This window comes from Geobacter sp. AOG2, assembly GCF_019972295.1.
Classification (GTDB): Bacteria; Desulfobacterota; Desulfuromonadia; order Geobacterales; family Pseudopelobacteraceae; genus Oryzomonas.
In genome coordinates this window covers 2,782,637-2,805,196 of record NZ_BLJA01000001.1, presented here as the reverse complement: position 1 = coordinate 2,805,196, position 22,560 = coordinate 2,782,637, and the positions used below count along the sequence as shown (strand labels likewise).

Annotated in this window: 23 protein-coding genes; 21 read left to right on the top strand and 2 right to left on the bottom strand. The window is 62.0% G+C overall.

What is annotated here, in order from left to right; genetic code table 11:
- Window positions 1–42 precede the first annotated feature (42 nt).
- Window positions 43–1,266 (bottom strand): metallophosphoesterase, encoded by a 1,224-nt coding sequence (locus tag LDN12_RS12875; protein ID WP_223923064.1) that lies wholly within the window; start codon window positions 1,264–1,266, stop codon window positions 43–45.
- 190 nt (window positions 1,267–1,456) lie between these two features.
- Here LDN12_RS12875 and LDN12_RS12870 point away from each other — a divergent pair, with 190 nt between their 5' ends.
- Entirely contained in the window at window positions 1,457–2,440 is a 984-nt protein-coding gene (locus LDN12_RS12870; RefSeq protein ID WP_223923063.1) for a phospholipase A, read from the top strand.
- A 78-nt stretch (window positions 2,441–2,518) separates the two neighbouring features.
- Here LDN12_RS12870 and LDN12_RS12865 read toward each other — a convergent pair whose 3' ends face one another.
- The gene (locus tag LDN12_RS12865; RefSeq protein ID WP_223923062.1) at window positions 2,519–2,902 is read right to left on the bottom strand and encodes a helix-turn-helix domain-containing protein; all 384 of its coding nucleotides are present in this window, start codon (window positions 2,900–2,902) and stop codon (window positions 2,519–2,521) included.
- A gap of 95 nt (window positions 2,903–2,997) precedes the next feature.
- On the opposite strand from LDN12_RS12865, the gene LDN12_RS12860 reads away from it, so the two are divergent.
- The 20 genes from LDN12_RS12860 to LDN12_RS12765 all read left to right on the top strand — a co-directional run bounded on the left by LDN12_RS12860 (window position 2,998) and on the right by LDN12_RS12765 (window position 22,547).
- Window positions 2,998–3,846, top strand: coding sequence for an SDR family oxidoreductase (locus LDN12_RS12860; protein WP_223923061.1), 849 nt, complete (start codon window positions 2,998–3,000; stop codon window positions 3,844–3,846).
- Window positions 3,847–4,100: 254 nt separating this feature from the next.
- Window positions 4,101–7,448 (top strand): FG-GAP-like repeat-containing protein, encoded by a 3,348-nt coding sequence (locus tag LDN12_RS12855; protein ID WP_223923060.1) that lies wholly within the window; start codon window positions 4,101–4,103, stop codon window positions 7,446–7,448.
- A gap of 277 nt (window positions 7,449–7,725) precedes the next feature.
- On the top strand, window positions 7,726–8,094 hold the full coding sequence (locus LDN12_RS12850) for a response regulator (protein WP_223923059.1): 369 nt from the start codon (window positions 7,726–7,728) through the stop codon (window positions 8,092–8,094).
- Between the two features lie 5 nt (window positions 8,095–8,099).
- The gene (locus tag LDN12_RS12845; RefSeq protein WP_223923058.1) at window positions 8,100–8,981 is read left to right on the top strand and encodes an HDOD domain-containing protein; all 882 of its coding nucleotides are present in this window, start codon (window positions 8,100–8,102) and stop codon (window positions 8,979–8,981) included.
- Between the two features lie 263 nt (window positions 8,982–9,244).
- Window positions 9,245–9,892, top strand: coding sequence for an outer membrane protein (locus LDN12_RS12840; protein WP_223923057.1), 648 nt, complete (start codon window positions 9,245–9,247; stop codon window positions 9,890–9,892).
- 448 nt (window positions 9,893–10,340) lie between these two features.
- Window positions 10,341–10,532, top strand: a complete 192-nt coding sequence (locus LDN12_RS12835; RefSeq protein WP_223923056.1) for a hypothetical protein — start codon at window positions 10,341–10,343, stop codon at window positions 10,530–10,532.
- A gap of 218 nt (window positions 10,533–10,750) precedes the next feature.
- On the top strand, window positions 10,751–12,421 hold the full coding sequence (locus LDN12_RS12830) for a portal protein (protein ID WP_223923055.1): 1,671 nt from the start codon (window positions 10,751–10,753) through the stop codon (window positions 12,419–12,421).
- A 1-nt stretch (window position 12,422) separates the two neighbouring features.
- Complete coding sequence (locus tag LDN12_RS12825) at window positions 12,423–12,710, top strand: hypothetical protein (protein ID WP_223923054.1); 288 nt, start codon at window positions 12,423–12,425, stop codon at window positions 12,708–12,710.
- On the top strand, window positions 12,691–13,347 hold the full coding sequence (locus LDN12_RS12820; protein ID WP_223923053.1) for a hypothetical protein: 657 nt from the start codon (window positions 12,691–12,693) through the stop codon (window positions 13,345–13,347). Before LDN12_RS12825 ends, LDN12_RS12820 begins: the two co-directional genes overlap by 20 nt.
- Window positions 13,348–13,365: 18 nt before the next feature.
- Window positions 13,366–14,589, top strand: a complete 1,224-nt coding sequence (locus LDN12_RS12815) for a hypothetical protein (protein WP_223923052.1) — start codon at window positions 13,366–13,368, stop codon at window positions 14,587–14,589.
- A 4-nt stretch (window positions 14,590–14,593) separates the two neighbouring features.
- Complete coding sequence (locus LDN12_RS12810; protein WP_223923051.1) at window positions 14,594–15,223, top strand: hypothetical protein; 630 nt, start codon at window positions 14,594–14,596, stop codon at window positions 15,221–15,223.
- A gap of 3 nt (window positions 15,224–15,226) precedes the next feature.
- Complete coding sequence (locus LDN12_RS12805) at window positions 15,227–15,523, top strand: hypothetical protein (protein ID WP_223923050.1); 297 nt, start codon at window positions 15,227–15,229, stop codon at window positions 15,521–15,523.
- 174 nt (window positions 15,524–15,697) lie between these two features.
- Window positions 15,698–16,690 carry a major capsid protein gene (locus LDN12_RS12800; RefSeq protein ID WP_223923049.1) on the top strand — a complete coding sequence of 331 codons (993 nt, stop codon included), beginning with the start codon at window positions 15,698–15,700 and terminating at the stop codon, window positions 16,688–16,690.
- Window positions 16,691–16,870: 180 nt separating this feature from the next.
- Entirely contained in the window at window positions 16,871–17,299 is a 429-nt protein-coding gene (locus LDN12_RS12795; RefSeq protein WP_223923048.1) for a Bbp16 family capsid cement protein, read from the top strand.
- Window positions 17,300–17,400: 101 nt separating this feature from the next.
- Complete coding sequence (locus tag LDN12_RS12790; protein ID WP_223923047.1) at window positions 17,401–18,291, top strand: hypothetical protein; 891 nt, start codon at window positions 17,401–17,403, stop codon at window positions 18,289–18,291.
- A gap of 3 nt (window positions 18,292–18,294) precedes the next feature.
- On the top strand, window positions 18,295–20,976 hold the full coding sequence (locus LDN12_RS12785; RefSeq protein WP_223923046.1) for a ubiquitin-activating E1 FCCH domain-containing protein: 2,682 nt from the start codon (window positions 18,295–18,297) through the stop codon (window positions 20,974–20,976).
- Window positions 20,976–21,158 (top strand): hypothetical protein, encoded by a 183-nt coding sequence (locus tag LDN12_RS12780; RefSeq protein ID WP_223923045.1) that lies wholly within the window; start codon window positions 20,976–20,978, stop codon window positions 21,156–21,158. Before LDN12_RS12785 ends, LDN12_RS12780 begins: the two co-directional genes overlap by 1 nt.
- Window positions 21,139–21,627 carry a hypothetical protein gene (locus tag LDN12_RS12775; RefSeq protein ID WP_223923044.1) on the top strand — a complete coding sequence of 163 codons (489 nt, stop codon included), beginning with the start codon at window positions 21,139–21,141 and terminating at the stop codon, window positions 21,625–21,627. Before LDN12_RS12780 ends, LDN12_RS12775 begins: the two co-directional genes overlap by 20 nt.
- Window positions 21,611–22,060, top strand: a complete 450-nt coding sequence (locus LDN12_RS12770) for a GNAT family N-acetyltransferase (protein WP_223923043.1) — start codon at window positions 21,611–21,613, stop codon at window positions 22,058–22,060. The genes LDN12_RS12775 and LDN12_RS12770 overlap by 17 nt, the downstream gene beginning before the upstream one ends.
- Before the next feature lies 1 nt (window position 22,061).
- On the top strand, window positions 22,062–22,547 hold the full coding sequence (locus LDN12_RS12765) for a hypothetical protein (protein WP_223923042.1): 486 nt from the start codon (window positions 22,062–22,064) through the stop codon (window positions 22,545–22,547).
- Window positions 22,548–22,560: the final 13 nt, after the last annotated feature.

Here is a 22,560-nt window from a genome sequence, read left to right as displayed (position 1 = left end):
CCAGTGCGGGTTTTTGTTTTCGCTGCGGCTGCGGGAGGCGGACTAGTTGGTGCGGGGGACCAGGGAGATGTTGGTGGTGGCGCCCCAGCGCTTGGTGTACCACAGGTAGTCCCGCACTGTCATCTTCTGGGCGGCGGCGTCGATGGTGACCACCTTGAAAGTGAGTTTGGACGGGTCCGTTGCCGAGAGCGAGCCCTTCATGGGGGAATCGACGCGTACCACGTTCAGACTGATGTCGTTGTCCGGCCCGGTGTAGGTGTAGGTGCCGTTGATATGGTCGTTGCCGTGGAAGTAGGCCACGATGTTCTTGTGGGTCTTCAGCCACGCCACCATGGCCCGCTGCTCGGTGGTGCTGGTGCCGGAGGTGGTGGCGCTGGCGGCAACATCCGTGACCATGTTCTCGAATTTGTCCGTGGCGTTGATGTCGTGGGTGCCGTTGGGGTTGGTCAGGTGTTTGGTCTCGATGTCCGGCTGGTCGTGGGCGAAGAGGATGACCGGGGTCGTGGCGGCCACGTTCTTGAGGTCGTTATCGATCCAGGCGCGGGCGGTGCTGTCGGGCCACATGGTGATGAACACGAAGTGGACGCCGTTGATATCCTTGGAGTAGTTAATCCTGTTGCTGAGATAGCTGGCCGCGGCGGTGGCGGCGCTGGGACTGGCTCCCACGAATGCCGCGTTCGTCAGGGCGGTGGCCGGGCTCATCATCAGGTTGTAGATCTGCACATACGAGGTCGCATCCAGCCCGGACCCGTCCGCCGCGTTCATGGGCGCCTTGTAGAAGCCGATGGCATTGGATACGTCATGGTTGCCGGGGATCAGGAACAGCGAGGACTGCCTGCCGTATTTGTTCCTCAAGGTCAGGCCGTCGATATAGTCGGCCTTGAACTGGGACCAGGAGGTGGCGGCGGTCTGGTTGCCGGTGGCGCCTTCGGAACGGTTGGCGATATCGCCGCCTTCCACGATGAAGTCCACGGGGCCGACGCTCTGGCAGGCGTTGAGCCCGCTGTCGCCGCAGGGGGTCGTGACGTCGGAGATGGTGTTCATGACGCTGACCATGGCGCCGTTGACCTGATAGCCGCTGCTGTAACCGTTAAAGAAGCCCGCCGCGGGCCGTTTGATGCCGTAGTGGGCGTCGGAGGTAAAGATCATCTGCGTCTGGGCGGCCGGTTGCGCCGAGCTGTCTCCGCCGCAGCCGGCCACCAAGCCGGAACATGCCGCGACCATCGTCAATGCTGCACACGTGAGCCCCTTTTTTACTGCATCCATGCTTGTTGCCCTCCATAATCGGTAGTGTGAAAAGATTATGGATTTATAACAAAAGCATGCAGGTTATGGGGTGCCGATGCTGAAACGACTTTGTTGCGCATTTGTTACCGGCCCGGTATCCGGGCATTGCAAATACGTTGCGGTGACCACCCCTTTATGTGGTATTGTTCCGCCCAGGAGGATTGTCCCCATGACCCTGTCCACCGGCGGCGCAACGATGGTCCGTGTCCTGCTGTTCACCCTGCTTGCCCTGGGCCTGCCGGCCGCGGCCCGGGCCGCGGAGGTCTGTACCACCCCGGCTCCGCCCCCGGTGTTCCCCCTGTTCCCCGCGGCGCCGCCATCCCCGGAGCCGGATCAGGTCCCGCCGCCCCTCGACGATTCCCCGCTGGAACAGCGCCTGCGCCAGGAAACCCAGGTGAAGAAGTCCCTGTTTTCCATCATGCCCCACAAGCCCAACTACCTGCTTCCCATGGCCTATAACACGTCGCCCAACGCCAAGGTGTACTCCGACGCGACGGGCAACGCCGAGAGCCTGGACAAGGCGGAGGTCAAGTTTCAACTGAGCATCAAGACCCCGCTCTGGGAAAACATCTTCGGCAACAACGGCACCCTCTTTGTCGCCTACAGCCAACTCGCCTTGTGGCAGGCCTACAACAGCAGGTCGTCGGCCCCGTTCCGCGAGATCAATTTCGAACCGGAGGCCTTTCTGGCCTTCACCACCAATTACACCCTGTTGGGCGTGACCAGCAAGATCATCACCGTCGGCTTCAACCACCAGTCCAACGGGCGGTCCAAGCCGCTTTCCCGCAGTTGGAACCGCATCGACGCCAACATGGTGTTCGGTTCGGACCGGACCTATGTCAACATCAGGCCGTGGTTCCGCATCCCCGAGAGCGCGGCGGACGACGACAATCCCCATATGGAGCGGTATTACGGCTACGGGGAGCTGCGCATCCTGCACAAGCTGCAACAGCACACCCTGACGCTGTTGTTGCGCAACAACCTGCGCGCCGAGGGCAACAAGGGGGCGGTGCAGGTGGATTGGAGCTTTCCGCTCCACAAGAAGCTGCGGGGGTATGTCCAGTACTTCAACGGCTATGGCGAGAGCCTGGTGGATTACAATCATTCCAACAACCGGATCGGGGTGGGCGTGATGCTGACCGACTGGCTGTGACGCTGTTTTGGGGCAGGGCGGCCCGGACGGAGGCGCGCCGTGCCCGTATCCGGGACACCATTACCGCACAGATCCTCGTTACCTCCCCTGCTGCACCTGCATGATCTTCGGCAGGTTGATCTCTATCCAATCGGCCAGCGATTCCACCTTCCGGCCGACCTCCCTGCCCATGGGCGTCAGGGTATATTCCACATGGGGCGGCACCACCGGGAAGGACACCCGGTCGATGAAGCCGTCCTTTTCCAGGCATTGCAGCGTCTGGGCCAGCATCTTCTCGCTGACCCCGCCCACCTTGCGCCGCAGGTCGCTGAAGCGGTGCGTGCCTCCCATCAGGGCCACCAGCACGAGCACGCCCCAGCGGCTGGTGACGTGTTTGAGGATCTCCCGCGAGGGGCATTCCACGGCAAAGATCTCGCCGCGCCGCAGCAGTTCCGAGAGTTTCGGGGTTTTCGATTTTGTCATGGTACTAACCTTTTTGTGCGTACTTACTAAAAGTAATTATACATGATATGGTGAAGCCATACAATACGTCAAACACCGCGGAAAGGAGTTTCATCATGATCGTCGTTACAGGAGCCACCGGACAATTGGGCCGTTTGGTCATCGCATCTCTTTTGAAGAAAGTGCCCGCAGCCGGGATCGTCGCCGCCGTGCGTAATGTGGACAAGGCCAAAGACCTTGCCGCCCTGGGCGTCCAGGTGCGCCACGCGGATTACAGCCTGCCCGAAACGTGGGACGGGGCGCTGAAGGGCGCGGACACGCTGCTGCTCATCTCATCCAACGAGATCGGCCAGCGCGCGCCCCAGCATCGCACGGTCATCGACGCCGCCAGGCGGTCGGGGGTAAAACTGCTGGCGTACACCAGCCTGCTGCGCGCCGATACCACGCCCCTGGGACTCGGGGGCGAGCATAGCGAGACCGAAGCCATGCTCCGCGAATCCGGGATTCCCTACGCGCTGCTGCGCAACGGCTGGTACACCGAGAACTACACGGCAGGCGTGCCCGCCGCGTTGCAGCTTGGCGCGGTGTACGGCTGCGCGGGCGACGGCCGCACCTCGTCCGCCGCGCGCGCCGACTATGCGGAAGCGGCGGCGGTCGTCCTGACCGCGGACAACCAGGCGGGCCGCGTCTATGAACTGGCCGGGGACACCGCCTACACCATGACGGAGCTGGCCGCGGAGATCTCGCGCCAGTCGGGCAAGACCATCGGCTATGTGAACCTGCCGGAGGCCGATTACAAGAACGCCCTGCTCAAGGCGGGATTGCCGGAAGTGGTCGCGGAATTGCTCGCCAATTCGGGTACGGGGGTTTCCAGGGGCGGGTTGTTCGACGACGGCCATCAGCTCAGCCAATTGATCGGCAGGGGCACGACACCGCTGGCAACGTCCGTCGCGGCGGCGCTGTAGGTTCGTCGAGCTGCGGGCAGGCTTACCTGCTCCCCGCGCGACTAATTTTGTATCAAAATGACACAGTCAAGGGCATCCGGGCCGGTTCCGGGTGCCTTTTTTAATGTGAAAACAAGGAGATAAAGGATTGGCAGTTTTATGTTAATTTTTTTAACACTTTGATTTTGCATTGAAATTCTATTTTGCGGGGTGTAGAAGGAGGTTGTTTCATAGTTGGTGCACAATCTACCCCCTTCACTGGACAGGAGGCTCTGATGTCGAACGCTGCACGTATCCGGATGTCCGGTATTTCCCTGTTATGCTGCCTGACGTTCCTGCTGGCGGGATGCAGCGGCGGTGGCGGCGACAGCGCTAAATCGGGCCAACTGGTCGATCCGTCGTCCACCTATACCGGCACCACCACCCAGGCCGTAGTGACGGCGACAAACGCCGAAGGGCTTGCCATGAGCGGGTTTGCCGGCACCATGATCGCCTCTGACATACATGGGGCCACAGCCAAGGCAAGCGCCGATAGCGCCGCCGAAGGCAGCGCCGGCGGTCCGACTATCTTCGAAATAACCCAGATACTCAAGCAGTCGGTGCGGCGGGTGGATGTGCCGCAGAAGGCCGCCCAACGGCATACTGCCACGCCGTCCACCGCCCCGGCCGCGAAGGTGGCCCGGAGCGTCACGTTCCAGATCCCGGGCGACAACGGCGGGACGGCCAGCTATACCCTGGACGTCAACGACGCCGACGGCAGCTTTTTCGGAACCATCAATTACCAAGGCTTCACCTCGAACGGCGTCACCATCGACGGCACCACGGATGTGCTCGGCACCCTGGACGCCAGCCGGAGTCGCTACACCCGGTTTACCCTGTCGTTCCGTTCGCTGTCGTTCCGCACCTCCTCCTCGGCCTTCACCCTGACCGGCTCGCTGTCGTGGGGCTTCGTCTACGGCACGTCAATCACCGAGACCCTCTCCATGAACATGGTCCTTGTGAGCGGCGCCAAGACGTACTGGTTCCGCAATTATGAAGTGACCACCGTCTACGGTCCCGCCAGCCTCACCCAGACCATTGCCGGGCGCTACTATGACCACAACAGCGGCTATGTGGAACTGACCACCGGGACGCCGCTCGTTGCCGTGTACAACACCAGTTGGCCCTACCAGGGAACGCTGACCTTCAGCGGCAACGGCAGCCGGTGGGTCCGCATGAGCTTCCGGAGCACCACCATGCTGTTCGAGGCGGATACCACCGGCGACGGCACGGCTGATTGGCAGACCACCGAGGCCTCCAATGCCACGCCCCCCATCAATACCCCCCCCGTGGCCAATGCCGGTCCCGACCAGAGCGTCAGCCAGTATAGCATAGTCCATCTCGACGGCAGCGCCAGCAGCGACGCGGACGGCGATCCGCTCACCTATACCTGGAGCGTTGTCAGCGGCCCCGCCTATCCGACACTGACCGGCGCCAGCACCGCCACCCCCTCCTTCGACGCCACTACCCAAGGCACCTATGTGCTGAGCCTGACGGTGTATGACGGCAGATCTTCCAGCCCGGCGGATACGGTGACCATCACCGTGACGCCTGTGACAGCCAGCGACCCGGCCTATGTGGCGCAACAGTGGCAATACGGGAGCTACGGCACGTACATCGGCCAGGCAGGGCTGTACACCGCCGACCTGGACGGCGACGGGACGCCGGAGATCATCGCCGGCGCGTCTATCAGCGGATTCGCCGGCAATTCCGCCTGGTACGTCGTCCGGAAGAACGCGAGCGGCGGGTACGACCAGGTGTGGCGCAGCCCCTTGTATGGGGTCACTATCGCCCGTATCCTGCTGGCCGATATGAACGGTGACGGCAAGGATGATGTGGTCGTCGCCATGGCGGACGGCACCGTCCATATCTACGACGGGCCGACCCTTCAGGAGATCCGCACCCTGCACATCATCACCTCGTTGAGCGATATTGCCGTGGCCGATCTGGACGGCGACGGCGCCCGGGAGATCGCCGCCAGCAACGGCAGCGGCGTGTACGTCTACGACGGCCAGACCGGCGCAGTGAAGTGGAGCGTCGCCTCGGGCGGCGGCACCTCCATCGCCGTGGGCAACGTGGATGCCGACGCAGCCCCGGAGATCGTCACCACCACTTACGGCGGCAAGGGGTACGTGCTGAACGGCCAGACCGGCGCAGTCAAATGGTCCTACGCCAACAGCTTCGGCAGCAAGGTCCGGCTGGCGGACCTGGACGGCGACGGCATGCAGGAGATCGTCGGCGCCTCTTCCTGGTACAAGATCACCATCTTCGACGCCGACCTCCAGTCGCCGGCCTGGGAGATCGCAACCAGTCAGGATATCGGCGCCGTCACGGTCGTTGATGCCGATGGAGACGGTATCCCCGAGATCGTCTACGGCGACGGCCAATGGGGCAAGGTCCATGCCGTGGATGTGCTTACCCATAGCGAAAGGTGGGCCGTCGCCAATCCCGAACACGGCGTTTCCGGCATCGCTCTGGGGGATGTGGACCTGGACGGCAAAAAGGAACTGCTGTGGGGTGCCGGGGGTGATTTCCTGTACGTAGCAGACCTGTTGACCGGTACGATCAAGTGGCAGGATCTGGATCTCTATGGTTTGAACACCGTGGCCGTGGGTGACGTGGACAACGATGGCACGGACGATATCGTTATGGTTTCCAATTCCAGCTTCAGCAGCATTAGTGGTGGAATAATCAATGTTTTCAACGCTGTGACTCATGCCCTGAAATACCAAGTGGCTCTGGGAGAGTACGACTGGATGGGAAACCACCGGGCGGTGAGCATCGGCGATGTGGATGGGGACGGCAGTGCCGAGATTGTTGTCAGTTCTTCATACACGTACGACGGCTTCGTCAGTATCTACGACGGCGCGACCGGCACCCTGAAACGTCAGAGCGCCCGATACAACGGCAGCTTTTTCTCGGCTGTCACCACGGGTGATGTGGACAATGACGGCAAGGTGGAGGTCGTTGCGGGCACGGGGATTGCCACTTCTGAGGCAACAGGCATGTACCTGATTGCTTTCGATGGCGTCACGATGCAGGAAAAATGGCGCAGTGTCGATCTGGGCGGGAGCTCGTGGGGTGTCTACAGTATAAAGGTTGCCGACCTGGATAAGGACGGCCACCCGGATATCATCCTCACCATGACCGACAAAAGCCTGATCGTCTACGACGGGGTGACCCACGTTCAGAAAAAGCTGATTACAACCCCCGCCCGGGCCCTGGAAGTGGCGGACGTGGACGGGGACGGGTTCCCCGAAGTCCTGGTCGGACGCGACAAGGGGTATATCGATGTCTACGACGGCGTAACCTTTGCTGTCAAGAAGGTCGTTTTCACCTATGGCACGACGTCGATTGACGCCCTGCGCATCGCGGATCTGAAGGGCGACGGCAACCAGGAATGGCTCGTGGCCAGCAACGGGGTGCTGTCCATTCTGGATGCCCAGGGGGGACTGAAATGGCGGAGTTCATCCCTTGGCACCAACCTGGGGAAGAACAACAGTATTGCCGTGAAGGATGTCAACGGCAACGGTCGCCAGGATATCTTCATCGGTTCCGATCCGGTGCTGTACCAGTTCGAGTAGCAAGGGCAGGGGGGCGCACCTGACGTTGCGCTCTCTTGAAACATTTTTTGTATCGAAATGATGCAATCAAGGGCATCCGGGCCGGTTCCGGGTGCCTTTTTTAATGTGAAAACAGGGGGATAAAAGGCGGGAAGGGTGCAGGGCGGCGCCATGTGATTTTTGCCGGCAGGTAATTGTATGCCGGCAATGGACAGACCAGCTTGCTTATATTATAATTTCCTCTAATTTCGTGTTGGAGAGTCGCTGCACCGAGGCTGACGGCAAGAAAGGCGCCTTCATGACAAAGAAAATCCTGGTAATTGATGATGAACAGCAGATTGTCGACCTGCTCGTGCTGGAGCTTACGTCACGCGGATATCAGGTGGAAACGGCCAACGACGGCAGGGCGGGGTGCGAAAAAGCCCGGAAATTCTTGCCGGACATTATTCTGCTGGACGTAATGATGCCGGGCTGGAACGGTTTTGACACGGCCAACGCGTTAAGCACCTATACGGAAACCTATGACATCCCCATTGTCTTTATTACGGCGCAAACCGGGGATAGCGCTGCCGGACAGTACTTGGGCAAAAGCCGCTATAGTTACTTGTTCAAGCCATTCAGTTTTAGCGAGTTGCACGCCATACTGACGAATGTTTACGGGGTATGATTCCTATGTCGAATATACCGAAACTTGTCAAAGACATCCTGAGTTCCCAGCCTGTTGTGATCCCTGTCTTCAATAGGATAGCGCTACAGTTGCACCAAAAGATGAAGGAACAGACGTATGAGATAAACGATATAGTCGATCTGATCCATGAAGACCAGGCATTGGCGTCCGAAATGCTCAGATATGCCAACAGCGCGTATAATTCAGGTAAAATGCCGATTACTACGATCAGGAACGCCGTAATCAGGCTCGGATCGCAACAGATAGTAAACCTGGCTTTTGCTGCCAGCTTGGCAACGACAAGATCGAATAACCAAAACATCAACACCTATATGACAAATCTGTGGCGGCATTGTTATGCCGTAGCAAATGCGAGCGCCGCTTTGGCATTCAAGATAAGGCATGACAAGAATATGCCGGAACTGGACCCCGATGAAGTGTACCTGGCCGGGTTGTTACACGACATCGGCAAGCTCTATCTCCTGAAAGTAATCGACTGGCTGATTACAACCGATATGCTCCGTCCCGGCAATGCCATAATAGATGAAATGCTTGATGAACTTAACATTGAACAGGGTTTGAGGGTGATGGCCAGCCTTAATTTGCCGGATATATATGCAAATGCCATAGAAAGGCTGTGCATCGATGATTGGCAATGCGGTTCAAACGATTATCTGGTCGCTGCCGTCAGGTTGTCGAGTAAAGTGCATGAATCCATGGAGCGGGGAATCCTGTCGGCCGATGCGGCGGATGATAGCGCGGCGGTCAATGATTTCAAGGCGGAAATGGAGCTGCTGGAGGTCGATGACAGCGGCTATTTGTGCAGTTTAATCGGGGGCATCGACGACGGTGGTTACCTGGAAACGGCTCCGGGCGGGACCGGGTAGGAATGCATCCGTAAAACTTTTTTCGTATCGAAATGACACAACAGAAGGCATCCGGGCAGGTTTCGGGTGCCTTTTTTTATGTGAAAACAGGGGGATAGGGGATGGGCGGTTTTATGTTAATTTTATTAACACTTTGATTTTGCGTTGAAATTGGGTTTTTGGGGGTGTAGAAGGGGAGGGCTGGAACGTGGGTGACGCTTGCTGGTTTTGGTGAGAACGGAGCCCTAAAACTCAGGACTTTTCAGGAAAAGGGGATGATCCGCATGAAGTTGCTGTCCGTAATGATTGCCGCCGTTGTTGCCGCCATGTCCGCCACCGCAGCCTTTGCCTCCGATACCGGGCCGTACGTCAGCGTCGGCGCCGGCGTATTCGTGGTGCCGGACTCCGAGGTACATGACTCGTCGGGGAGCTATCAGCTCTCCTACGATACCGGCTATTCGGTCAGTGGCGCAGTGGGCTATGCCTTTGACAACAATCTCCGTACCGAGCTTGAGGTGGCCTATCGGCATGCGGACACGAATGCTCTCAAGATGGGCGGCGATAGCGTGCATTATCTGAGCGATATCACGTCCGTGTCGGTCCTGACCAATCTCTTCTACGACGTGAAGCTGCCCCACGGCGTGACGCCTTATCTCGGCGGGGGCCTCGGAGTCGCTTTCATGGATACGAAACAAGACAATCTCTATATCGTGGATAACCGTAATACGTCGAATCTCAATGCCGGTACCTCGGATACAGTGCTGGCGTATCAGCTCGGTTGCGGGATTGCCTATGCCGTGACCCCGAGAATAAGCCTGGATGCCGGGTACCGTTATTTTGCAACCGATGATGTTGCCGTGAACACCTATTCGGCTGGAAAACAGGAATTTGCGACCCATATCGGCCAGATGGCGATACGTTACCGGTTTTGAGCCCTGTTTAGGGATTGACTAGAGGGATTGAACATGAAACTCGCGAAGAGAGAGCGCAACAACTGTGGGCGATTCTTGTTCTTGCAGCGCGTAATCGCCAAATCCTCACGTATGATTTGATTGCCAAGGCAACAGGTATGATGACGCCGGGCATTGGTGACATATTGAGGCCGATTCAACAGTATTGTATTGAGAACAAGCTTCCCGCGCTTACGTCATTAGTGGTCAATGGGCAAACAGTATATTCAAGGGACATGATACCCAACCCTCAAGGCGGCCAATCGGCCGCCTTTTTTGTTTCCCGAAACCGGATGTAAGAAAAAAAATCGACTCTCTCCCACCAACCCCGACGTTTTTGGGGAAAGACATGGGGGTTGCGGCATGGACGCAATCTCCGTTTTTTGTTTTGATGGCATTACAAAAACACAACACGTCACGGGAGGCCCATATGTGCGGAGGAGGAGCGCCCAGCGCGCCGGTGGTGACGCCGGCGCCGGAGGAACAGGATGCCGGGGTGGTGGCGGCCAGGGATTCGGAACGCCTGCGCCGGAGGATGGCGGCCAGCAATACGATCCTGACCGGAGCGCAGGGGGTGACGGCACAGGCCCCCACGGTCAGCAAGACACTCTTGGGGCAGTAGACGTAAAAACCAGAGGCAAAATCGACATCCGCCACAGAGACACGGAGACACAGAGAAAGGCGAAAGACTTTTTGGGGTAAAACCATAATCAGGAATCGTTGTTGCTTTTTGTATGTCTTGTTTCTGGTTTCCTCTGTGTCTCCGTGTCTCTGTGGCGGGGTGGTTCTATTCTTTCGGTTGTTAATCAAGCACCGTCGCGACGACAGGAGCGCATTTCCATGGCAGAAGAATCGGTACGCGAGCAGGTCGCCCGCAGGCTGGGAGAGCTGAAACAGGAGCGGAGTTCCTTTATCCCCCATTGGCGGGAGCTCACTGATTTCCTCTCCCCCCGCACGGGCCGCTATCTGGTCATCGACCGCAACAAGGGGGTCAAGGCCAACGACAAGATCGTCAATTCCTGCGCCACCACGGCCCTGCGCACGCTCAAGTCCGGCATGCACGCCGGCATGACCTCCCAGGCCCGCCCCTGGTTCCGCCTGACCACGGACAACGTGGACCTGATGGCCTCCACCGCGGTCAAGGAATGGCTCTTCGCCGTGGAGAACAGGATGCGCATCGTGTTCTCCCGCTCCAACTTCTACAACGTCATGCCCCAGATCTACGGCGCGGCGGCGGGCCACGGCACGGCGGCCCTGGCGATCCTGGAGGACGACGAGACCGTGATCCGCTGTTTTCCCTTCCCGGTGGGGTCGTTTATGATCGCCCTCTCCGACAAGCTCCGCTGCGACACCCTGTATCGCGAATTCCCCATGACCGTGCGCCAGGTGGTGCAGCAGTTTGGCCTGGATAACGTCTCCCAGACCATAAAAACCTTGTGGGACCGTGGCTCCTGCGAGCAGCCGGTGGAGATCGTCCACGCCATCGAGCCGAACCGGGGGCGCGACGGCTCCAAAATGAACGCCAAGGACAAGCCGTTTCGCTCCGTGTACTACGAGGCGGGGGGGAGCGGCGACACGTTGCTGCGGGAGTCGGGCTTCGACGAGTTCCCGGTGATGGCGCCCCGCTGGGACGTGGAGGGGGACGATGTGTATGGCTATTCCCCCGGCATGGACGCCCTGGGGCTGGTGAAGGGGCTGCAATTCTGCGAGCGGCGCAAGGCCGAGGCGTTGGATAAGCTGGTGCGGCCCCCCATGCTGGCCGATGCGTCGTTGCGCACCCAGCGCACCTCCATTTTGCCGGGGGATGTGACCTATATCGATAATCTGGCGGCTCAACAGCATGCGGGCCTGCGCCCGGCCTACCAGTTCAATCCCAACATCAACGAGATCCGCGCCGACATCGAGGCCATCAAGCGGGAGATCCGCACGATCTTCTTTGAAGACCTGATGCAGATGTTCGCCCTGTCCGACTCCTCCAACGTGACGGCCCGGGAGGTGGAGGAGCGCCACCAGGAAAAACTGCTGGTGCTGGGCCCCACCATGGAGCGCTTCGGCGAGGAGTTGTACGACCCGGCCATCGACCGGACCTTCGCCATCATGCTGCGCAAGGGGTTGATCCCCCAGCCGCCCCAGGAGTTGCAGGGGCAGGCGCTGAAGATCGAATACATCAGCGTTATGGCCCAGGCTCAGAAACTGATCGGCACGGCCAACATGGAACGGGTGGCGGGGTACATCGGCAACCTGGCCCGGATGGACGCAAACGCCGTGGACAAGCTGAACATCGACGCGGCCATCGACGAATACGCCAGCATGCACGGGGTGCCGCCCAACGTGATCAATTCCGCCGACGCGGTGAAGGGGCTGCGCGCCCAAAAGGCCAGAGCCGGGCAGGCGCAGCAGATGGCCGCCGCGACCCCGGCCATGGTGGATGCGGCGCAGGCGGCCAAGACCCTGAGCGAGACCAGCGTGGGGGACACCAACGCCCTGGCCCGCCTGTTGGGGACGGCCTGACATGGCGCGGCCCAGCGCAAGAAAACAGGAATTATTGGACTTGGACAGCCTCATGTCCCTCCCGGCGGGGCGGCGCTTTCTCTGGCGGCTCCTCACCCAAAGCGGGGTGTTCCGCTCGTCCTTCTCGCCGGACCCGTTGGTAATGGCCATGAACGAAGGGCAGCGCAACGTGGGCCTGCGGGTGGTGGGGGCAATCATGGCCGCCTGCCCGGAGAAGTATCTGGACATGATGCGTCTCGCCAAGGGACTCAGAGAACGGGAGGATGAAGATGCACACCACATGGCTTAGAAGGATTCTGTTGTTCCCGCTGTTCCTGCTCATGGGGGCGGCGGGGGAGGGCGACGCCCCGCCTGAAGGCGAACCGGCCACCGTCGGGGGAGTGGCGGCGGAAGAGGCCCCGGAGGCGCACGAGGCGGAAGCCCCGGCGGAGGCGGACCCGGAAGGGATCGGCGCGCCGGAGGAGTACGGGGAGTTCGCCGTCCCGGAGGGGGACGAGGTGGTGGCCCAGGCGCTGGAGGCCTTCAAGCCCATAGCGAAGGAGCTGGACCTGCCCCAGGCGAAGGCGCAACTCCTCTTCGACCGGCTTTTGACCCAGGTGCACCCCCTGGTGGAGGCGCGGCGTCTGGAGGCCTGGAACGGTATCGTAACGGGGTGGGCCGAGGCGGCCAAAGCGGACCAGGAGATCGGCGGCAAGCGGTTCGCCCGCAACGTGGAGGTGGCCCAGCGGGCGCTCAACACCTTCGGCACCCCCGAGCTCACGGCTACCCTCAACCGCTTCGGCCTGGGCAATCACCCGGAGATGATCCGCCTGATGGTGCGCCTGGGGAACGCCATGCGCGAGGACAGCATCGTGCTGCCCGGCAGCAAGCCCGGCGGCGGCAAAAAGAGCATCGAGGACCGGCTGTACGGCGGCGGGGAAAAGTAACGAGAGGGTGAGGTAGTCGTGGCCATTGCACTGGTAGCGGGTTCAAAAAACAGAAGCGACGCCGCCTGGGGTAATACGTACCACTCATCGGTCTCCTGCGCTTTTTCGGCAAATGTGTCCGCCGGTAATCTCCTGGTCGCCTGTATCGACCATGGGGACGGCAACTCCAATTCCCTGTCCGGGGTCACCGACAGCCTGGGTCAGACCTGGACCAAGGCAACCGAATATTGGGATGCGACATTACGGCAAGGCACGGCAATTTATTACAAATACAACACCCTGGGCGGAAGCAACACGGTATCCGCCAACTTCTCAGGGTCCACCGCAAACTGGATAACGCTCCAGGTTTGCGAGTTTTCCGGGGTGTTGAATACCGGTGATCCCCTAGACCAGAAAACATCCGTCAAGGTTTCGGGTAGTGCAACGCCTTCCGTCGGACCGATCACTCCCGCCCAGAATGGCGAATTATTGGTTGCGATGTGCGGGGATATCGACGGCGATTCTTCATCGCTCGTCATAAACTCACCCTTTTCGGAGATAGGCCGCTTAGCCGGCGCCGACACGTGCGGGTATTACGTACCGGCAACCGCTGCCGCCATTTCGGCGGGATTTACGGCCAATGTATCGGTAACGGCGGCCGATCTGTGTATGGCATCGTTCAAGCCAAGTGCGGGCGGTGGTGGCGGCACCACCTACAACCAATCCGTCGCCGGTTCTTTTCCGGCGCCTTCCGGTTCTCCGGCAAAGCGCGTGTTCAAAGTTTTGGCCGGATCGGCTCCGGCCCCAGGCGGAGTTATTGCCCGTAAAACCAATAAGGGCGTTACAGGGGGCCTCCCGGCACCTGGTGGGGCATTCGCTTCCAGGTCGGTGGGGAAGGGTGTGGCCGGAGTCCTCCCCTCACCCGCTGGCGCCGCTTCGAGTAATGGAGCGTTCGGCGAGACCCTTGCCGGCAATTTCCCGGCGCCATCCGGCTCTATCAACAAACAGACAGGCAAGCAACTGGCCGGGGCCGTACCTGCGGCCGGCGGAACGGCGGTAAAGCAGTCATTCAAGGCGCTGACCGGGAATATGCCGTCGGCCGGCGGCAACTTGGGACATGGGGCGATTCTGCATCAATCTATTGCCGGCATCATGGGGACCATCAGCGGGGCGGTATCGGCCGTGGTGAACCCGCTGGCGGCGGCAGCCAAGAGCCTGCGCAAAATCATCGGCTCGGGCTTCAAGAAGATCATCGGAGGGTAAGGGTATGAAACTGTTTGGCAAAGAATGGCGGGACAAGGAAGGCAGGATGATCGACGGGCTGTTTACCCGGTTCCGTCGCTGGTGGCTCGGTCGCCGGCTCCGCACGGGGAAGGTGCCCCGCGGGCGCGCCATTTCCGGCGCCGAAGCTATCGACGCCCTGGTGTCCAGTTATCGCGGCGTCATGGGCGAGATCTGGGGCGTGCTCTCCTGCCGGGTCCGGCGGAGCGGGACGGGCCAATGGGAGGATCACGGCTGCATCAGTGTGCAGAAGATCACCACGGGCTTCCGGGACCGCATGGTGTCGGCGCTCCAGAACTCCACGACCTATCCCCTGGACGTGTTCAGGTACCACGCCTGCGGCACCGGCGCCACGGCCGAGGCCAATACGGACTCCGCCCTGGTCTCGGAGGTGGGGAGCCGGGTGGCGGGAACCCAGACCAACAACGGCAACAACATCTACCGCACCGTGGCCACCATCACGCCGGGGGCCGCCTACGCCGTCACCGAGCACGGCATCCTGTCGGCGGCCACGGGGGGCATCCTCATGGACCGCTCCGTATTCGCGGCCATCAACGTAGGGGCCGGCGACAGCATCCAGTTCACCTACGACTGCACCTTCAACGCCGAGGCCTGAGCCATGAACGAGCGCAACCAATGCACGGGCGTACTCACGGCCAGCGGCCCGATCACGGCGCTGCCGGCCAAGCTGGTGGGATGGACCGCGCGGGTCACCGCCGACGCCACGATCCAGGTCTTCCAGGGGAGCGTGGAGGGGACGGACGCCGACGTGGTGTCCGAGCTGGACATCCCGGCCACGGAGAAGAGCGGCGGGGTGATGGGGCTCAACGTGGCTTCTCCCAACGGTTTTTATCTGAAGATCGCAGGTTCGGCAAGGGTGTCGCTGTATTTTCGGAAGACGGTTACCGGAGGGTGAGGTTTTGGTTTTAAGGGGGTCCGGTTTATAGGAGGTATAGGACCAATGGGACTTATGGGTCATGGGACTCATGAGACTTAAATCCCATAAGTCCCATTTGTCCCATAAGTCCCAGAAAATAGTCAGAAAAGCAACCAATCTGCACCACCATTCCTCAAAATGAAAGGACCAACCATGGCAACAATCGGCAACAAAGGTTCAACCCTCATCGACGTGGCCAACAGCCTCGATCCCGACGGCAAGGTGGCCGCCGTCGCGGAACTTCTCAACCAGACCAACTCGGTTCTGGAGGACATGCCCTTCAAGGAATCCAACCTGGAGACCGGGCACCGCTCCGTGATCCGCACCGGCCTTCCCTCGGCCACCTGGCGCAAGCTGTACGAAGGGGTGCAGCCGTCCAAATCCACCCGCACCCCGGTGGTGGATACCTGCGGCATGCTGGAGGCCAGGAACCACGTGGACAAGGACGTGGCAGAGTTGAACGGCAACACCGCCGCCTTCCGCCTCTCGGAAGGGGTCGCCGAGGTGGAGGCCATGAACCAGACCATGGCCCAGACCCTGTTCTACGGCGATTCGTCCCTGAACCCGGAGCGCTTCAACGGCCTCACCACCCGCTACAACACCCTCTCCGCCTCGGTGCCGGTCTCCCAGAACGTCATCAGCGGCGGCGGCGCCGGCAGCGACAACACCTCCATCTGGCTGGTGGTGTGGGGCGAGAACTCCATCTTCGGCATCTACCCCAAGGGGAGCAAGGCCGGGCTCCAGCACGACGACCTGGGGCTCCAGGACGTGACCGACGCCAACGGCGGCTTCTACCGGGCCTACAAGGACTGGTGGCAGTGGAAGAACGGCCTGGTGGTCAAGGACTGGCGCTATGCCGTGCGCATCTGCAACGTGGACGTGTCCAACCTGGTCACCGAATCCTCGGCCGCCGACGTGATCAAGCTGATGATCAAGGCGACCCACCGCATCCCGTTTTTGACCATGGGCCGGCCGGTGTTCTACGCCAACCGCACCGTGCGGGAGATGCTGGACATCCAGGCCCTGGCCAAGTCGTCCAACGTCCTGGCCATCCGGGAGGCGGCGGAACAGTTCAAGACCACCTTCATGGGCATCCCTATCAAGACCTGCGACCAGTTGTCGCTCTCCGAGGCTGCGGTGGCGTAACCGGAGAAAGCAGAAGGACCAACATCCGCCACAGAGGCACAGAGGTTCACAGAGAAAGGCAAAAACATTTTTAGGTAAAACCATCATCAATAGTCGTTGATTTTGTGTGCCTTACTTCTGGTTTTCTCTGTGGCTCTGTGTCTCTGTGGCAGATTTTCATTTTCCCGAAAGGAGCTTCACATGATTCTCGACAAGACCCTTGAACTCAGCCTGGCCCAGGCCGTGACCGCCACTGCCCTGTCCACCAATGTCATCGACATGGCCTCGGCCCGCAATATCGGCGGCGGGGAGGGCCTGTTCCTCTACATCCGGGTCGGCGCGGCCGCTGCCGCCGCCGGGGCCGCCACGGTCAATTTCCAGCTCCAGACCGACAGCAGTCCCGCCATGGGCGCGGCCGTCACCGTGCTGGATTCCGGCGCCATCCCCAAGGCCGCCCTGGCGGCCAACACCGCCCTGAAGTTCCGGCTCCCCTCGGCGGCCTTCAAGCAGTTCCTGGCCCTGAACTACCAGGTCGCCACCGGGCCGCTCACCGCCGGGGATTTCTCGGCCTGGATCTGTTCGGACGTGCCGGACAACACCCAGTATTCCGGCGGCTACGTCGTCGGCTAGGTTTTCATGGGACTTATGGGACTTATAGGACTTATGGGTCTCATAAGTCTCATAAGTCCTATTTGTCCCATAGGTCCCATAGAGCCTTTAAAGGAGCCCCCATGCACGACATACAGCTCAACACCGCCACCAGCATCATGGTGCGCATGATCGATTCCATGGATCATGTCTCAGGCCTGACCGGCCTGGCCCCGGAGGTCTCCGTCTCCAAAAACGGCGGCGGCTTCGCGGCCATCTCCCCGGTGGTCACGGAACGGGGCCTGGGCTGGTACAACATCGACCTGGCGGCGGCCGACTGCGACACCCCGGGGGAGTTGGTGGTCATGGCCCAGGCCGTTGGCGCCGATCCGGGCATCAGCATCCTCTACGTGGTGGAATACCTCTCCGCCAGCATCTCCGAGGTGTCGATCTGCAACATGGCCCTGGCGCGCTGCGGGGTGACCCTGTTCATGGAGTCAGCGACGGAGGCGAGCCAGCAGGCGAGCGTGTGCAACCTGTTCTACGTGCCGGTGCGGGACCGGGTCCTCCAGGCCTGGCCCTGGCAGTTCGCCCGCAAATATGTCCTGCTGCAGGAGTTGGGTTCGCCCCCCTCCTGCTGGCAGTACCGCTACCACTACCCGTCCGACTGTCTGAAGGTGCGGCGGCTCGTGCGGGCCGGGGAGCGCGGGCAGGCCGTGGGGGCGCCGGTCCCCTTCGAGATCGGGGAGGCGGAGGCGAGTGCGGCCCGCGCCATCCTCACCGACCTGCCGGGCGCCGAGGCGGAGTACACCGCCCGGATCACCGACGTCGCCCTGTTTCCGCCCTCCTTTGCCTCGGCCCTGGCGTGGGCCCTGGCGGCGGAGATCGCCATCCCCCTGACCACAGACCTGAACCGGGCGCAATTGGCCCAGAGGATGTACGCCCAGGCCCTGCTGGAGGCGGGGGCCGACGCCCTGAACGAGGGGCGGACCGGGGACGAAGCGGAGAGCGATTTCATCAAGGCGAGGAGGTAGGCCATGGGAACCGGTATCCCCCAAACCACCTTTACCGCCGGAGAGCTGGCCCCGTCCCTGTACGGGCGCGTGGACCTGGCCCGCTACCTGACCGGGCTCAAGACCTGCCGCAACTTCCTGGTCATGCAGTACGGAGGCGTGGCCAACCGCCCCGGCACCCGCATGCTGGCCGAGGTCCGGGACAGTTCCAAACGCTCCCGGCTGATCCCCTTCCAGTTCTCCACCACCCAGAGCTATGTGCTGGAGTTCGGGGACCGCTGCATCCGCGTCTTCATGGGGGACAGCGGCGCCCAGGTGGTCTACCCGGCCGGAGCGGCGAACGAAGGGCAGCCGGTGGAGATCGCCGCCCCCTGGGGCGAGGCCGACTTGCCGCTCCTCAAGTACACCCAGTCGGCGGATGTGCTGACCCTGTGCCATCCCGAGTACAAGCCTCGCCAGTTGTCGCGGCTGAGCCACTACGCCTGGACCCTGGAGGAGTTCGCCAACGTCAACGGCCCCTTCGAGGACATCAACGTGGACGACTCCGTCACGCTCTATGTGTCGGCCGCCACCGGCAGCATCAAACTGACCGCCTCGGCCGACCTGTTCACGGCGGCCAACACGGGGCAGCTCCTGTATATCGAGCAGGCCCCCACGGAGTTCATCAAGAAGTGGGAGGTGCAGAAGGCCTACGGACTGAACGAGGTGATCCGGGCCGGAAGCAACTACTACAAATGCGTGGCCGCCGGCACCTCCGGCACCGTCAAACCCTCCACCCTGGAGGGGATCGAGTACGACGGCAGCCCCGGCGCGGGGTGGCAGTACCAGCACTCAGGCTTCGGCATCGTCAGGATCACCGGGGTGACCTCGGCCACCGTAGCCACCGCCACGGTGGTCAAGCAGCTGCCCAGCCAGATCGTGACCACCACCCTGACCAAGGCCGTGACCTCCGTGACCCTGGCGACCGGCTCCGGGTCGGACCACCTGGACGTGGGCTGCGCCAACCACGGCTTCGCCAACGCCGACACCATCACCGTATCCGGGGTCACGGGCATACCGGAAGCCAACGGCACCTTCCAGATCACCGTGGTGAACGGCAACACCTTCACCATCCCGGACACCACCACCACGGGGAGCTACAGCGGCGGCGGCACGGCGGTCAAGGCGCTGACGGCGGTGCCCACCTACAAGTGGGCCTTCGAGGCGTGGAGCGGCGACAACGGCTATCCCGGCGCCACCGCCTACTACCAGCAGCGCCAGATCTTCGCCGGCAGCGGCGGCAGGCCCCAGACCCTGTGGGGGAGCCGGACCCAGGGGTACAAGGATTTCGGGGCCGGGGTGCCGATCCTGGACGACGACGCCTTTTCCTTCACCATCGCCAGCCGCCAGGTGAACGAGATCCGCCACATCGTGGAGTTGACCGAACTGTTGCTCATGACCTCCGACGGGGTCTGGACCCTCAAGGGGTCCCAGGACGGGGTGCTGACCCCGGCCAGCGCCAACACCAAGCGCCAGGGGGCCTACGGCTCGTCCCACGTCCCGCCCGTGGCCATCGGCCCCAGCGCCCTGTACGTGCAGACCGGCGGCTCCCAGATCCGGGGCATCGGCTATTCCTTCCAGGACGACGCCTATATCGGCAAGGATCTGACCGTCATGTCGGCCCACCTCTTCCGGGGCAAAGAGGTGCGGGAGTGGGCCTACCAGTGCCTTCCCTTCTCCTGCGTCTGGGTGGTGCAGGACGACGGCAGCCTGCTGGGCTTCACCTATATGCAGGAGCAGGAGATCGCGGGGTGGCACCGCCACGATTCCGGCAACGGCGTCTTCGAGTCGGTCTGCTCCGTGGCCGGGGGGGCGGAGGATTCGGTGTTCTTCATCGTGCGCCGCACCGTGGGCGGGGTCGCCAAACGCTACATCGAGAAACTGGCCACCCGGACCTTCGGGGGGATCGAGGACGCCTTTTTCGTGGATTCCGGCCTGAGCTACGACGGCCGCAATTCATCCGCAACCACCCTGACCATCTCCGGCGGGGTAGGGTGGAACGAAACGGAAAGCCTGTCGCTCACCGCATCGACGGCGCTCTTCACCGCCGGGGACGTGGGGGACAAGGTTTCCTTCACCTGGCAGGATACGGTGTACAAACTGACGATCACCGCCCTCACCGGTCCCAACCTGGTGTCGGTGGCGCCGGACCGCACCATCCCCGCCCCGTTCCGGGCTACGCCCTTCACGTCGTGGTCCCTGGAGCGCAACGTGTTCGCCGGGCTTTCGCACCTGGAGGGGGAGACGGTCGCCATCCTGGCCGACGGCAACGTGCACGCCCCGCGCACGGTCCGCATGGGCGGCGTCACCCTGGATTACCACGCCGCGGTGGTGCACGCGGGGCTCCCTATAACCGCCGAGGTCGCCACCCTCAACCTCACGGTGCCGGGGCAGAACATCCTGGACAACAAGAAACTCATCACCAAGGTATCCCTCATCTGCGAGGCCTCCCGCGGGATCATGGTCGGCCCGGATGCGGCCCACCTGCGGGAGCACAAGGGCACGGTCCCCCTGGACGGGAAGGCCGCCCCCGCCGCCACCGGCACCTTCGAGGTGCTGATCCCGGCGGCCTGGGACAAGAACGGCACCATCACGGTGCGCCAGGCCGACCCGTTGCCCCTCGCCATCCTGGCGTTGATACCCGATGTCGTCATAGGGGGGAGTTGATGGAGCTACCGGCGGAAGTGTGGGAGATCGTCAAGATCTGTCTCAGCGTGGGCGGCGGGTACGTGCTGTTCAAGATCGACCGGAATCAGTCGGAACTGTTTTCCCGGTTGCGGGAAATCGAAACGAGTTTCGCCAAATTGCAGGGGAGGTGCGATGCGACCCATGTCAAAGCCAAAGCCTGAGATCGTCCCGGCCACAGACGGCCATATTCCGACCATAGCGGCCCACGTGCGCGACGCCGACCGGGCGGAGCTGTGGGGGGTCGGCTGCGTGACCCCCCTGGAGTGCCTGCGCTACGGCCTGGAGTATTCGAGGATGGCCCGGACCGGTCTCATGGACGGGGTGCCGGTCTGCATGTTCGGCGTGGTGCCGTCGTCCATCCTGGGCAACGTGGGGCGACCCTGGATGGTGGGGACGCACCACCTGGACGTGCATCCCTTCGTGTTCCTCCGCCGCTGCCGCGGGTGCGTCGCGGAGATGCGGGAGGGCTTCGAGCGGCTTGAGAATTATGTGGATGCGCGGAACCGGCGGGCGATCCAGTGGCTGACCTGGCTCGGGTTCGAGATAGACCCGGCGGCTGAAAAGCTCGGGCCGTTCGGGCTGCCGTTCTTTCGCTTCGGCATGGGGGGGTGCGATGATTATCAAGGCTAGTAGCGAACATATCGACATACTGACGAATGTGGCCGCCGATGTCCTGGCCGACCTGCCCAACTATGCGGGGGTGGAGTTCGACCGGGAGCACACGCGGCGCATGTTGGGGATCTATCTGGACCTGCCCGGCCTGGGCTGTTTCTTCGAGGCGGTGGACGGGGAGGTGGTCGGGCTGTTCATGGGCATGATCCACCCCCAATGGTTCACGCCCACTCTGGAGATGTCCGAGCTGATGTTCTGGGTCCGCGCCGATTACCGCGCCACCCCCCTGGCCCGGCAGCTCATGCGGGCCATGGAGACGTGGGCCGTGCCCAGGGGGGCCAGGAAACTCCTGGTCGCAGCGGCCTCCGGCTACGAAACGGCCAGGGTGGAAAAATTTTACAACCGCATGGGCTACAGGACCTGTGCGCTGATTACCTGCAAGGAGGCGTGACATGGCATCTATATCGGCCACAACGGCGGCAATCGTGGCGGCGGTGGCCACGGCGGCCTCCACGGCCACGGCGGCGTACAGTTCGGTCGCAGCCGGGGAGAACGCCAAAGAGGTTGCAGACTACAACGCCAAGGTGGCGGAGAACGCGGCCCGTGACGCCAACGAGCGGGGCGCGATAGCCGCTGCCGAGCAGCGTACCAAGGCGCGTCAGGTGATCGCCCGCCAGAACGCGGCCATGTCGGCGGGAGGGGTGGACGCCTCCACCGGCACCCCCCTGGACCTCCAGACCGAAACGGCCGGCGTCGGCGAGCTGGACGCCCTCAGGGTCGTCAACAACGCCCAGCGCCAGGCGGCGGGCTACAAGGCCCAGGCCGGGCTGGAGCAGTTCCGGGGAAACGCGGCCCGGACCGCCGGATATTTCGGCGCGGCGGGTTCGATCCTGGGCGGGGTGGGGAGCGCGGGGTATTACGGATCGAAGATGCAGTAATACCTGGAGGACC